Source organism: Chitinophaga agri (assembly GCF_010093065.1).
GTDB classification, from domain to species: Bacteria; Bacteroidota; Bacteroidia; order Chitinophagales; family Chitinophagaceae; genus Chitinophaga; species Chitinophaga agri.
In genome coordinates, this window is the sequence record NZ_CP048113.1 from 4,180,525 (window position 1) to 4,194,361 (window position 13,837).

Below are 13,837 nucleotides of genomic sequence, written 5' to 3' on the forward strand. Positions count from 1 at the left end.
TCCCGGGCATAACTACCAGACAAGCCTGAAATATACCTAAGATTCCACGAAAGGTACAGGACTCCATCTACTGATTTGTCAGATTTTTGCTCCATCAGGAGCCATCGGTTCCGCTCAACACTGTCATCTAAATAAGATCACAATGGAAAATACATTAGCTATCAGTGCTATTAGCACCCCAACACAATTCATCGAAACCAGCACCGGAAAGATCGCCTACAGAACGCTAGGCAGCGGCCAGCCCATTGTACTGTTCAACCGCTTTCGGGGAATATTAGATAGCTGGGATCCAGCATTCCTTGATGGGCTGGCAGGATATTACACTGTAGTGACCTTTGACTATCCCGGTATTGGCCGCTCAGAAGGCTCATTACCTACCGATGCACGCTCACTTGTCACGGCAGTCAAGTCATTCACGGATGCCCTGGGATTGCAACAGTTTATACTGGGGGGATGGTCTTATGGCGGTATCATGGCACAGACATTCGCCGCGAACTATCCGGAACAGGTGTCCAGCCTGATCGTTATAGGTAGTAATCCGTTGGGATCAAATGCGGTTCCACCCGAACAGATCTTTTTTGATACTGCATTAAAGCCTGTCAATGATTTTGAAGATGAGCTAATACTGTTCTTTGAACCAGCATCCGATGTAAGCAAAGCTGCAGCTAAAGCATCGCATGACCGCATCGCAGCAAGAAAGGAAGATGTAGATATACCGGTGACACCGGAGGTATTCCCCTTATATTTTAAAGGAGGAGCAGATGCGAGAGCAGACAATGATAAAAATCGGGAGAAGTTATTCACTACGAACATTCCAATCTTATCACTTAATGGCGATCATGACACCAGCTTCCCTGTTGAAAACTGGTTTCCATTAGTAAGGCAAAGTAAAACCATGCAGCTCATCATACTGCCGCAAACGGGCCATGCACCACAACACCAGTATCCGGAGTTATGTGTAGATTATATCAGGGCATTCATAGAACGGAGAGAATCCTACCAGAATTGTTAGGATGATGTGCGGGCATTTCTACCACTCAACAGATAGATTCCCAGACCAACAACACCTGCAGTGAGCAATCCGATACGCAGTATCCTTTTGGTATGGGGAGTCAGCCGCGGACGCGAATTACCGTTTGTACTCATGGAGAAATCAACTGACCTGAAAAGATTACCATCTGTCTTTTCCGCCGGCCCTGCTATTCTGAAATAACCTTTCATAAGCAGGCCGGTGATCTTTGTCATCCATTCAGGCGCCAGCGAATGCCCGATCTTAAACAACAAAGATGCTCCTCCCGGGTATCTTGTAGATGCTGGACGTAAAATAGCATCTCTTACACTATGCGCCACAATCTTTGGATCGTAGACAGGTGGGGACGGCTTTAATACCTTGCCCGTATAATTGCCGGCATGCTGAATACCCGGCGTATCCAGAAAAGCAGGAAATAAGTCCACAACATGAATATCGGGCCAATCAGTCAATTCTCCTTTCAGTGATTCAAAAAAACCCCTCAGTGCAAATTTACTGGCAGTATAAGCACCCCCAAAAGGCACTGCCACATAACCGCCGATAGAAATGTTATTGATAAGCGTGCCGGCCCCCTGACGCTTGAAATAAGGCAATACAGCATAGGCTCCGCTCATATATCCCAGCAGATTCGTATTAATCACCTTCTGATGAGCCTCCCAGGGCATTTCTTCAAAAGTTCCTGCAGCAAGTACACCGGCATTATTCACCCATACATCGATCCGCCCTTTCCATTCAAATGCACGTTCAGCCAATCGACGCATCGCACTATGATCAGTCACATCCGTCTGTACAACCAGTACCTCACTACCTATTTCACGGCATTCGGCCGCCAATTCCTGTAACACGGCCTCATTCCTGGATGCAAGTACAAGTGCTGCTCCATGCGCTGCCAGCTCAAAGGTGGTGGCACGTCCGGCGCCACTGGACGCGCCTGTAATAACTACTACTTTATGCATGATTTGATCTCCCATGGTTATCAGCGTTCAAAAGCTGCGCCAATATCGGGCATACTGATCATTTCAGGAGACACTTAGCAGCAACTAATTCTTCTTAAAAGAAACACTTCTATCTGTCTAAACCTTCTCAGGCGCCTGCTTTTAGTAGTGCCGCGACATGCTCCCATTCCAGCTGTTGGGCAAAATCAAGCGCTGTTTTACCACTCGACGTCTTACGGGAAGTATCTGCACCCTGTTGCAGCAGCAGCGCAACAGAAGTCTTATTCCCAGCAATCGCTTCCCGATGTAATAACGTATAGCCCTGCTCATCTGCGTTGGTCATTTCCTGCGGATATTCCTGTAGAAATTTCACAAAACTTTCTCCCATGTTTATACTCATCGGATGCTCTTCCAAATTCTCAGGACGTGTATATTGATCACGCACAACCTCAATTTTATCATAATCCCCGAACTCGAGTCCCCAGGCATCATCATGCTCTGCCCTTTCTTCAGGCGACATTCCTGAACGCATCTGATGAATGGTAAATCCGCCATACGTTTTACCCCCACTTGCGAACAACCAGTCGCTGATCTGTGCAAGCGGAACAGTAACCGCATCACCATTCTGCACGTTCGTTAATGTATCTGGATCGTTCACCAGTGTCCCACTAATATTATCACCATCGAAATACACATCGTTTATCCACATGTGCTCTATGGTAGGTTCTTTTTCTTCCGGGAACTGTTGCATGAAAGCTACTTTTACACATGCCAGGTCGAGACCTGGTATAATACGTCTCGCTTCCCAGCTGAGTTCACGCCAGAAATATTTAAATGTCTTTCTTGCATTTTCAAATGCCTGCATCATTTCAGGAGAGTCGCCTTTGGCGTAATAAACAGGAGTATCTTCCATAAGATTGGTATAACCGGATCAAAAATAAAAGGGTAATTGTAACAAACAATCTGCCAATTATCAAAGAAAAATTGATACCAATCGCCTGGAAAGCTTTTCACCAGCTGTTCTTTGTAATTACGCTCGCAGGTATCAGTCGCTGATAGCACCTCATCGGCTTCACCATCCTGATATGTGGCACGACAAGGGAAGGACCTGTTAAATACCACCATAAAGCGTTATACGATTGGCGCTTACCGGGCAAGTGTGGATGCGCATACTAAACCGGTATCACGGGTAGTGAAATTAACTTTTACCCGGCATTTCGGCAACCAGCAGGTGAAGGGAGCCGCAGGAAGAAGAACAGATATTGAGGATGCGAAAAGGAGGCGGAAGTAGGATTCAATGCATTTAACACATGGCTGAACGATGCAGCCTAAAACAAAAAAGCCTCCAGGTCTTTCGACTTGAAGGCTTAAAGCTTGCGGTGAGAGAGGGATTCGAACCCTCGGTACAGTGTAACCCGTACGACGGTTTAGCAAACCGTTCCTTTCGGCCACTCAGGCATCTCACCGAATCATTTTGTCCCGTTAGGGGTTGCAAAAATAGGAATTGTTTTAAATTATCCAAAAACTTTTTCTAATAAGTTTTATCCGATTTATTCGTTTACCTTACATATGACCACTGTGAACATATCTGCTCCAAACCTAAACAACTGTTAATGAAATCGTTCAACAATGTTATCACCGACCCGGTTTATGTTAAACCCACGGGACCAGAAACTTTTTTTCAACGGATTTTCAAGTCAATGATCAGGGATGAGCGGGATCTTCCTTTTGTTTACCTCACCCTGGAACTAACCCTCATATTATTGCCCCTGGCCGTTATTTTGTATCTACCATTGCCTGCCTGGGCCTGGTGGACAGCCGCGATTGCCTATCAGTTCCTGAATAATTTCCGGTATAAGGGGCCTTTCGGGCTAATGTTACATTGCACCAGCCACCGGGTCTTCTTCAATAAAAAATATGGATTTCTGAACCATTACCTTCCCTGGGTGATCGGTCCATTGTTCGGGCAGACACCAGAAACCTATTACAGTCATCACATCGGGATGCACCATCCGGAGAATAATATGCCAGATGATGACAGCTGTACCATGCCATTCCAGCGGGACTCCCTCCGGGGATTCGGAAGATATCTCTCCAGCTTCTTTTTTGCTGGTGTCATTAACCTGTGCAGATACTTTATAAAGCGGAACCGTAAAAAACTAATGATGCGGGCTTCCAGGGGGGAATTGCTATTTTTTGCCGCCTGTGTTGGACTTTCATTCCTCAACTTCCCTGCAACTTTTGTCGTATTCATCCTACCTTTCCTGATTTCCAGGGTGATCATGATGGTGGGTAACTGGGCGCAGCATGCTTTTATTGATAGTACGGCCCCGGACAATTCCTACAGGAACAGCATCACCTGTATCAATACGAAGTACAATCATAAATGCTGGAATGACGGATACCATATCAGCCATCATGTAAAACCATCCATGCACTGGACAGAGCATCCACATTATTTCCGGCAGACACTGAACGAATACATTGAAAATGAGTCGATTGTATTTGACGGCATCCATTTTCTGCATGTCTGGCTTTGGTTAATGACCAAACGCTATGACCTCCTGGCAAAGAATTTTGTTAACATTGGCAACAGATACAGTTCTGATGAGGAAATTATACTCTTCCTAAGGCAGCGCACCAAAAAAATAGACTTAACCACAGTGCCTGCAAGCACGGCTATAGCATAAAATAGTCCTCCTTTTTACTTATATGACACATAAATCTTATGAATATGCGTAATCATAAGAATAAGTGACTAAATTTGCGCTCTAACTTTCGATTTTAAAGTCAAAGCATTATGCGCACTGTTACGTTAAAAAGGGTTGTGGTTACCGGGCTGGGGGCCTTAACGCCTATCGGAAACGATGTAAACACATTCTGGAATAGTCTGAAATCTGGTACCGGTGGTGCTGGTCCTATTACCCGTTTTGATACTACGGAGTTTAAAACTAAGTTCGCTTGCGAACTGAAAGGTTTTGATATAGAAAAGTTCATGGAGAAGAAAGAAGCTCGCAAAATGGACATGTTTACTCAGTATGCTATGGTAGCTGCTCAGGAAGCTGTTGAACATGCAGGCCTTCACCTGGACGGTGTGGATAAGACCCAAATTGGTGTAATCTGGGCTTCTGGTAACGGCGGTATGCAGACCTTCGAAGACCAGATCGTAGAATTTACCCAGGGTAATTTCGTTCCTAAATTCAATCCTTTCTTTATTCCGAAACTGATCTCCGATATCGCGGCTGGTCAGATTTCCATGAAATACGGATTCATGGGCGTGAACTATTGCACTGTATCTGCCTGCGCTTCTTCCAGCAGCGCCCTGGTAGATGCATTCAACTATATCCGTCTTGGTAAAGCAAACGCCATTGTGGCCGGTGGTTCTGAAGCGCCTGTAACACGCGCGGGTATCGCAGGTTTCAATGCCCTCAAAGCCCTTTCTACCCGAAATGACGATCACGCGACTGCTTCCCGTCCTTTCGACGCTGACCGTGATGGTTTCGTAATGGGCGAAGGTGCTGGTGCGATCATCCTCGAAGAATACGAACATGCAGTAAAGAGAGGTGCTACCATTTACGCTGAAATGGTAGGTGGTGCTATGACCGCAGATGCTTATCACCTGACTGCAACCCATCCTGAAGGTCTGGGTGCACGCCTTGGTATGCAAAGAGCACTGGAAGATGCTGATCTGAAACCTGAAGATGTTGATTATATCAACGCACACGCTACTTCCACACCACTGGGCGATGTGAGCGAGCTGAAAGGTATCACCGGCGTGTTCGGCGATCATATTACCAAAGTAAATATCTCTGCTACAAAATCTATGACCGGACACCTGTTGGGTGCTGCTGGCGCTATTGAAGCGATCGCTTGTATCAAAGCGACTCAGTTCGATATCGTTCCGCCGACCATTAACACTACCACCCTTGGTGAAGGCATCCCAACCAACCTGAACCTGACTATCGGTAAGGCACAGGAACGTACCGTAAATGTTGCAATGAGCAATACTTTCGGTTTCGGAGGTCACAACGCGATCGTGGTATTTAAGAAATACAAAGGTTAATCTACCTTACATTTTATAAAAAAGGCGAATTACACTGCTCCGGCTGTCGTAGTTCGCTTTTTTATTGCTCATACGTTAGCGTATATCGTTAAAGTGGGCTTATCACAAGCTTACTACATTGGTATTGAATGAAGCATCTCCTTGCCCACTGTCATACAGATAAACATGCAAATCACCATAATTTAAGAAAACAAATATCCGGTGGCGTAAGACGAACGCCTCACTTAATCCCCTAACTTCGAGCACGAAAGAATAACCTCAGACATTAGACGAACCTCGTTATCCCAAATTCCCGGTTAAACATCAAAAAAACAAAACTATCATGCTAGCTTTATTCACCCCATTACGTACATTGTACGTACTCACTGCATTGTGCATCTTACTGGCTGCCTGTAAAAAAGACGATCACCCGTGGCCCGGTCCCGGCAGCCCTTCCTGCCAATGCGACGCCCAAAGTCTTGAAGGCTGGTACCTGGACACTACCAATTATTATCCGTCTCCCTTCATCCGGCCTTACAAGTTCACTAAGACGTATGACTGGCAAGGCAGGCTACAAACGCTCTACGTGAACATAGACAACCCTAACCCGGTATTCCAGTCTGTGTCTACATTCAGTAAACAGGGCAACAAAGCCTTCCTACTGGATTCAGCTACCCTGGACACCGTGCTGATCGTGGATCTGAACAGCAGGGGGCTGCCTGTAAAAACAGCATTGAAACGACTACTCAATGGTCCTTCCAACTACGTGCAGTATTACCATTACAACCACAAAGATCAGCTGGTGGCCTATGAAGACTCCGTCCGCGGACAGTTCTATGACCTCATCTATGATCATCATGGTAACCTGCTCCGGTACATTTATAGAAAAACCGGCGAAACGATGGTTGAATTTACGTACGATTACAGCACTCCTATAAAAGGGGCAGCGTATATGATCGATGGCTGGATCGGCATCTTCACCGAACTCGAGTACCTGCATTATATGGGCTATCTCGATCTCACCCCTCATCATAAACTAGTAAGGGCCGTTAACAACTTCCGGTATCCGAACTATGACCGGCAGTTTATAAACCAGGTCATTAATGCGGATGGCTATGTAACCAGTTATGTCTTTACACTGTATGATTCAGACCAATTGATCCAGACCCGTACCGTCTGGCATTGCCCCGGTGATAATCAGCATATTACTCAAAAGTCACACTAAATTTTTTAGTAAACTCGTAATTATGCCGTAGTTTAGTAGTCTAAAATAGACCGTGGTACATTCCCGTGTACCACGGCTTTTTAAACTGATATGGCAAAGAAGAAAGAGAATGTAATTACGCCTGATCCGGTGCAGATCATGGCAGATGACCATATAGCAGTGTTTGGGGCCCGGGCGCATAACCTGAAAAATCTGGACCTGCAATTACCCAAGAATAAACTGGTAGTCATAACAGGCATTAGCGGAAGCGGAAAATCATCCCTTGCGTTTGATACCATCTATGCCGAAGGTCAACGGAGATATATGGAAAGCTTCTCCGCATATGCCCGCCAGTTTATTGGTGACATGGAAAGACCCGATGTGGATAAGATCACTGGTCTATCTCCGGTTATTTCCATCGAACAGAAAACTACCAATAAGAATCCCCGTTCCACTGTAGGAACGATCACGGAAATATATGACTTCCTCCGCCTTCTCTACGCGCGTGTCGGTCTTGCCTATTCCTATAATACAGGCAAACGTATGACCCGTTTCTCAGAGGAGGAGATCCTGGAGCATATGTTCAAAAATTATCCGAAAAAGAAACTGGTTGTACTTGCTCCGCTCATCCGCGGACGTAAAGGTCATTACCGGGAATTGTTCGAACAGCTGCGTAAACAGGGCTATCTCAAAGTGCGTGTCAATGGTGAGATCCTTGACCTTAAAGAGCGCATGCAGGTAGACCGTTACAAAATACACGATATTGAACTCGTTGTGGACCGCGTACAGGTACTTGATGATGCCCGTACCCGTATCAGCCAGAGCGTACAAAAAGCGCTGCAGATGGGTAAAGGCCTGCTGTTCATTATGGATAATGATAGCGGAAAGATCAGTCAGTACAGTAAACAACTCATGTGCGAGGATACCGGCCTTTCCTACGAAGAGCCATCTCCCAACACCTTCTCCTTTAACTCTCCCTACGGTGCCTGTCCGCGATGTAAAGGTCTCGGCACCATCTACCAGATAGACATGGAGGCGGTCATCCCCGACTACTCCATCTCCCTGAACGATGGCGGCTTAGCGCCACTGGGCGAGGCGCGTGACACCTTTACCTTCAAACAGGTACAGTCACTCGCCAGGAAACATAAGTTCTCTCTGACGGCACCAATATCCGACCTGCCACAAAAAGCACTGAACCTCCTCCTTTTCGGGGACGAGAACGGCAAACTGGAAATGGACATGGAATTTGGAGACGGTACAGAGACTGCTTACGCCACCGAGTTTGAAGGGGTGATCAATACCGTACGCCGCTATTTTAACGATACATCTTCCGATGCCGTACGCAACTGGGCAGAAAGCTTCATGAAACTGCATACCTGTCCTGAGTGTAATGGCACCCGCCTGAAAAAAGAAAGCCTCTTTTTCAAAGTGGATGAAAAGAACATTGCAGAACTGGGTAGCATGGACCTGGACAAATTACAGGACTGGTTCAAAGATGTGGAAAAGCGGCTGGATAAAAAGCAAAACGTCATCGCCAAAGACATCCTCAAGGAAATTCGCGAACGACTTGGCTTCCTGCTTAACGTAGGCCTGAATTATCTCACACTGTACCGTTCCACACGTACGCTGAGTGGAGGAGAAAGCCAGCGTATCCGCCTGGCTACACAGATCGGCTCCCAGTTAATGGGTATCACCTATATTCTGGATGAACCGAGTATTGGTCTGCATCAGCGTGATAACATGCAGCTGATCGACGCCCTCCGTAACCTGCGGGAAATGGGCAATACGGTGATCGTCGTAGAACACGATAAAGATATCATGCTCCATGCCGACTACCTGGTAGATATAGGCCCTGGTGCTGGTATACACGGTGGCCAGATCATTGCTCAAGGCACGCCCAAACAGATCCTTAAACTGGATACGCCTACAGCCGGTTACCTGAATGGCAAACGCGTAGTACCTGTTCCTGCTGAGCGCCGGAAAGGCAATGGCAAGACCCTGGAACTAAAAGGCGCTACCGGCAATAATCTGAAGAATGTCAGCGTGAAGTTTCCTTTAGGCGTATTCATCTGCGTTACCGGCGTTTCCGGCAGCGGAAAATCTACCCTGATCAATGAAACACTCTATCCGATCCTTAGCAAACATGCCTACGACTCCAAACTGGAGCCAATGCCCTACAAAAGCATCAAAGGCCTGGAGAATATCGATAAAGTAATCGAAATAGACCAGTCACCGATCGGCCGTACGCCGAGGAGTAACCCTGCCACCTACTGTGGATTCTTTACAGATATCCGTCAGCTGTTCTCGCAGGTACCAGAGGCCAAGATCAGGGGATATAATGCGGGACGCTTCTCTTTCAACGTAAAAAGCGGCCGCTGTGAAGTATGTGAAGGTGGTGGTATGCGTGTCATAGAGATGAATTTTCTGCCGGACGTATACGTACACTGTGAAAAATGTAACGGACGCCGCTATAACCGGGAAACCCTGGAAATCCGCTATAAAGGTAAATCCATCTCAGATGTACTCGATATGACGGTGGACGAGGCTGTTGAATTCTTCCAGCCAGTCAGCTACATTTACCGTAAGATCAAAACGTTACAGGATGTTGGGCTAGGGTATATCACGCTGGGGCAATCGGCCGTGACACTCTCCGGTGGTGAAGCACAACGTGTAAAACTCGCTACTGAACTATCCAAGAAAGATACCGGTAAAACCATCTATATCCTGGATGAACCGACCACTGGTCTACACTTCCAGGATATCCAGCTGCTCCTGAACGTACTGAATAAACTGGTAGACCGTGGCAATACAGTCCTGGTAATTGAACATAACCTTGACGTCATCAAAATGGCCGACCACATCGTGGACCTTGGTCCGGAAGGGGGTGCCGGCGGCGGTACGATCCTTTGTAGTGGTACACCAGAACAGGTGGCTGACTGTAAAGGAAGTCATACAGCCCGCTTTCTGAAAATGGAGCTGAATAATTAATTACATACATATCTCTTAATATACGTCCGCTTTCCGCAGGTGATTAATTTCACCGGCAGAAAGCGGAACTTATAATCAGGAACTCGTAATTTGCGGACATGAAATATATTTCTGGGATTATTGCAATACTGTTCCTCTCAGTATTTGCTGCCTGCGAAGATGAAACGAAGACCTGCGACCAGACACTCATCAGTGACCTGGGCATGAACTTTAAGAAAGATACACTGAACGGATACCTGGTCAAAGACACTACCTGGCCTAAAGTGACCTTCTACGCCATCGGCAATGACTCTGTTCTTGTCAAACGTCAGCCAAGAAACAGTATATTCACGGCACTTGACCCGGCAAACGATACCTGCAGATTTTACCTGCAGCTGGATTCGATCGCTACACCTGATACGCTGACCTTCAGATACAAGCGAAAACCCAGCTTCGTTTCAGCCGGATGTGGATTCGCCACCTTCTTCACACTTGACACGGTGATCACAACACATAATACCATTGATTCTCTACACATTAACAATAAGGAAGTAAACAGTACGAATGATACGCACATTTCTTTGTTCTTTATCTATTAGTCTCGCCGGCCTGTTCTCACAAGCCGTACAGGCACAGGTAAAACCCGCGCCAGCGGTACGAGATACCAGTATCAAACCGATACTTACAGATACTTCCGCGCTCCGTAAGGACGGAAAGCAGACGACACCTGCATTGACCCCGCCACAGAAAGACTCCATCTATGTGACTGGCGGCGGTCTGCGCCTGGGTGTGGATATCAGCAGGTTTATCATTCACTTTTTCCAGCCATACAGAACGGATATTGCCATTCAGGGGGATATACGCCTTACCAGAAAGCTGTACGCAGCAGCAGAAGTGGGCTATAACCGCACTTCTCACAGCGATACCAGTTACACGTACAAAGGAAATGGACAATACGCGATCATTGGTATTGACTACGACTTCCTGAAAAAGAAAGATCCCAACGAAAAGAATATGGTATACGGGGGTCTTCGCTACGGATTTGCCCGTAATACCTACGAAGTACCTGCCTATAACATCCGTAACGGCTATTGGGATACAGAACAACCGGGGTCTGTGCCTAAAACCAATATGACCGCACACTGGATCGAATTAACCTTCGGTATGCGTGTGGAAGCATTACCAAACTTCTTCCTGGGATGGGCAGTACGTGAGAAGATCCTGCTTAGCAAAAATTCTCCGGATGGATTAAGTCCAATCGTTATACCCGGATTTGGTAGCGGTTCTAAAAACTCCCAGTTTGACATGACTTATACCTTGTCTTACTATCTTCCGCTGTATAAGCTGCGGATCAATGAGACAAAAAGAATGGAAAAACAGAAGAGAAAAGAAGAGAAAAAGAATCGCTGACCTTCCTGAAAATATATATGCCCGTATTTACAGTCACCTGACAGGTAAATACGGGCTTTTTAATGTTGTATGATGATGCTTATGCCTGCACTTCGCGGATCATTTCAATGTGCGGAATATCGTCCTCCAGGTACATCTCACTACTCTGCTCAAATCCAAGCGAACGGTAAAATTGCTCCAGGTATTGTTGCGCCCCGATCTTGATCGGCACGTTTCCAAAGCGTTGTTCAACTGTTGCTATAGAATATTCCATCAGTTTCCTGCCGCTACCGTTCCCTCTTGCACGGGAAGAAGTCACTACCCGTCCAATGGAACACATATCAAATTTAATACCCGGACCAAAAATCCGCGTATAGGCTACCAGTTCATTATCCAGTGAATCGTCATACCCCATAATATGCACTGCCAGCTGGTCAGCATTATCCATATCCTGAAACACACATTGCTGCTCTACGACAAATACCTCACTACGCAGGCGCAGCAAGGCATACAGTTCCTGCGTTGTCAACTCTTCAAATGTCTTTGTAATCCACGTTATCATAAGAAGATGATTTTATTAGTTCTCATATGCAAGATAATCAATTACTAACGCCTCCGGAAACCAGCCTTATCCATCGTAATTACTCATAAAACAATCTCCCCGATTCCCACAATAAATGATAAATTAGCACGAATTAACGAGAAACAGCATAGCATTATGAGTACCCATGCCACACCATTTCTTTCATTGGAGCATATCACTGTTCGTTACCTGGACAAAACCCTCTTTACCGGTCTGGACTGGCACATTAATAAAGGAGAAAACTGGGCGATCACCGGCCCCAGTGGCGCTGGTAAGTCAGCTCTGCTGAGTACCATTGCAGGCAAGTTCAATGTCATCAATGGCGCCATCCGTCATCACTTCAGCGATGAATACCGCCAGGCAAATACTATCACAGATCCATATTTCACTTACCGTGACCTTCTCGCACTGGTAGGCCATCATCATACATTTAGAAACCGTTCCAATACGACGACCGACTTCTACTATCAGCAGCGGTTTAACAGTATGGATTCCTCGGATGCCCCGACTGTACGGGAATACCTGTACGGAGAATCAGGAGGGGCCCCGGAACAGACACCTATCCTTGAGCCCCTTAAAATTCCCGGGCTGATGGACAAGGAGCTGATCAAACTTTCCAACGGAGAGACTCGTCGTGTCATGATAGCGAAATCCCTGCTGAAACAACCGTTGCTGCTCATGCTGGATAATCCTTTCAGCGGACTGGACATCCAGACCCGCAGGCATTTTACAGAGATGGTCAATAAAATTATTGACAATGGCACCACAGTTATCCTTGTCACGTCAGCAACTGAAGTACCGGAGCACATCACGCATGTAATGACACTCGATGAAGGTCGTGTAACCGGAAAGTATACACGGGAGGAATATCTGCAAATACCTCAACCAGTGACCGCACAAAGCTGGCAAGTAGACGAGGAGAAGATCAGGGCGATCGTCAAGAATACACCGTCTCCTTATACCACTATTATCAGCATGGAGCATATAAAAGTGCAGTACGGCGAACATTTAATCCTGGACGATGTTAACTGGTTAGTGAAGCCCAATGAAAAATGGGCCCTGCTCGGCCACAATGGCGCAGGCAAATCGACCCTGCTCAGCCTGATCAATGGCGATAATCCACAGGCTTACGCACAGCAGCTTTACCTGTTCGACCGTAAACGAGGCAGTGGAGAAAGCATCTGGGATATTAAGAAAAAGATCGGATTCGTATCACCGGAACTACACCAATACTTCCAGGCAGGTAGTAACTGTCTGCAGGTAGTGGTCTCTGGCTTTTTCGATATCATAGGCAGTACCCGTCAGGGCACTCCCGAGCAACAGGCACATGCCGCTGCATGGATGGATATACTGGACATTGGCACATACGCCGGACAACCCTTCAAAGGTGTCCCTGAGAGTGTACAGCGACTGACCCTGCTGGCCCGCGCACTGGTAAAAGAGCCCCCGCTGCTTATTTTTGATGAACCCTGCCAGGGACTGGATCAGCAACAAAAAGAACATTTTAAACACGTAATAGATACCCTATCTAACGTAATGGACCTGACCATGATCTTCGTTACACACTACCAGGAAGAGATCCCATCGGCCGTTACCAAGGTGTTAAAACTAGAAAAGGGAAGAGTAATATTAACTTAATAATACATTTGTTTACCTTTATATCTTAAACAGCATTTAAGCCTCATGG

12 protein-coding genes and 1 tRNA gene are annotated in these 13,837 nt (G+C 46.4%); 9 read left to right on the plus strand and 4 right to left on the minus strand.

Features of this window, described 5'->3' with window-relative positions; translation table 11 throughout:
• The first annotated feature begins 142 nt into the window (after window positions 1-142).
• Window positions 143-1,012 carry an alpha/beta fold hydrolase gene (locus GWR21_RS16560; RefSeq protein WP_162332826.1) on the plus strand — a complete coding sequence of 290 codons (870 nt, stop codon included), beginning with the start codon at window positions 143-145 and terminating at the stop codon, window positions 1,010-1,012.
• Here the strand turns inward: GWR21_RS16560 and GWR21_RS16565 are convergent.
• Together GWR21_RS16565 and GWR21_RS16570 are read right to left on the minus strand one after the other, a co-directional pair.
• A complete protein-coding gene (locus GWR21_RS16565; protein WP_238429836.1) occupies window positions 1,009-1,986 on the minus strand; it encodes an SDR family oxidoreductase in 978 nt (325 codons plus the stop codon). The genes GWR21_RS16560 and GWR21_RS16565 overlap by 4 nt on opposite strands.
• A gap of 127 nt (window positions 1,987-2,113) precedes the next feature.
• Window positions 2,114-2,878, minus strand: coding sequence for a DUF2314 domain-containing protein (locus tag GWR21_RS16570; RefSeq protein ID WP_162332828.1), 765 nt, complete (start codon window positions 2,876-2,878; stop codon window positions 2,114-2,116).
• Between the two features lie 174 nt (window positions 2,879-3,052).
• Here GWR21_RS16570 and GWR21_RS16575 point away from each other — a divergent pair, with 174 nt between their 5' ends.
• The gene (locus GWR21_RS16575) at window positions 3,053-3,256 is read left to right on the plus strand and encodes a hypothetical protein (protein WP_162332829.1); all 204 of its coding nucleotides are present in this window, start codon (window positions 3,053-3,055) and stop codon (window positions 3,254-3,256) included.
• 86 nt (window positions 3,257-3,342) lie between these two features.
• On the opposite strand, the gene GWR21_RS16580 is transcribed toward GWR21_RS16575, so the two are convergent.
• Window positions 3,343-3,431 (minus strand) — tRNA-Ser (locus GWR21_RS16580).
• A 147-nt stretch (window positions 3,432-3,578) separates the two neighbouring features.
• Between GWR21_RS16580 and GWR21_RS16585 the strand changes: the two genes are divergently transcribed.
• The 6 genes from GWR21_RS16585 to GWR21_RS16610 all read left to right on the plus strand — a co-directional run bounded on the left by GWR21_RS16585 (window position 3,579) and on the right by GWR21_RS16610 (window position 11,588).
• Complete coding sequence (locus GWR21_RS16585; RefSeq protein WP_162332830.1) at window positions 3,579-4,655, plus strand: fatty acid desaturase family protein; 1,077 nt, start codon at window positions 3,579-3,581, stop codon at window positions 4,653-4,655.
• A 110-nt stretch (window positions 4,656-4,765) separates the two neighbouring features.
• Window positions 4,766-6,028: a beta-ketoacyl-ACP synthase II gene (gene fabF / locus GWR21_RS16590; RefSeq protein ID WP_162332831.1), complete on the plus strand. Its 1,263-nt coding sequence runs from the start codon at window positions 4,766-4,768 to the stop codon at window positions 6,026-6,028.
• A 322-nt stretch (window positions 6,029-6,350) separates the two neighbouring features.
• Window positions 6,351-7,232 carry a hypothetical protein gene (locus GWR21_RS16595; protein WP_162332832.1) on the plus strand — a complete coding sequence of 294 codons (882 nt, stop codon included), beginning with the start codon at window positions 6,351-6,353 and terminating at the stop codon, window positions 7,230-7,232.
• 90 nt (window positions 7,233-7,322) lie between these two features.
• Window positions 7,323-10,199 (plus strand): excinuclease ABC subunit UvrA, encoded by a 2,877-nt coding sequence (gene uvrA, locus GWR21_RS16600; RefSeq protein WP_162332833.1) that lies wholly within the window; start codon window positions 7,323-7,325, stop codon window positions 10,197-10,199.
• A gap of 98 nt (window positions 10,200-10,297) precedes the next feature.
• On the plus strand, window positions 10,298-10,777 hold the full coding sequence (locus GWR21_RS16605; RefSeq protein WP_162332834.1) for a DUF6452 family protein: 480 nt from the start codon (window positions 10,298-10,300) through the stop codon (window positions 10,775-10,777).
• Window positions 10,743-11,588 carry a DUF6048 family protein gene (locus GWR21_RS16610; protein WP_162332835.1) on the plus strand — a complete coding sequence of 282 codons (846 nt, stop codon included), beginning with the start codon at window positions 10,743-10,745 and terminating at the stop codon, window positions 11,586-11,588. The genes GWR21_RS16605 and GWR21_RS16610 overlap by 35 nt, the downstream gene beginning before the upstream one ends.
• 79 nt (window positions 11,589-11,667) lie before the next feature.
• On the opposite strand, the gene GWR21_RS16615 is transcribed toward GWR21_RS16610, so the two are convergent.
• Complete coding sequence (locus GWR21_RS16615; RefSeq protein ID WP_162332836.1) at window positions 11,668-12,129, minus strand: GNAT family N-acetyltransferase; 462 nt, start codon at window positions 12,127-12,129, stop codon at window positions 11,668-11,670.
• A gap of 156 nt (window positions 12,130-12,285) precedes the next feature.
• On the opposite strand from GWR21_RS16615, the gene GWR21_RS16620 reads away from it, so the two are divergent.
• The gene (locus GWR21_RS16620; protein ID WP_162332837.1) at window positions 12,286-13,788 is read left to right on the plus strand and encodes an ATP-binding cassette domain-containing protein; all 1,503 of its coding nucleotides are present in this window, start codon (window positions 12,286-12,288) and stop codon (window positions 13,786-13,788) included.
• Window positions 13,789-13,837: the final 49 nt, after the last annotated feature.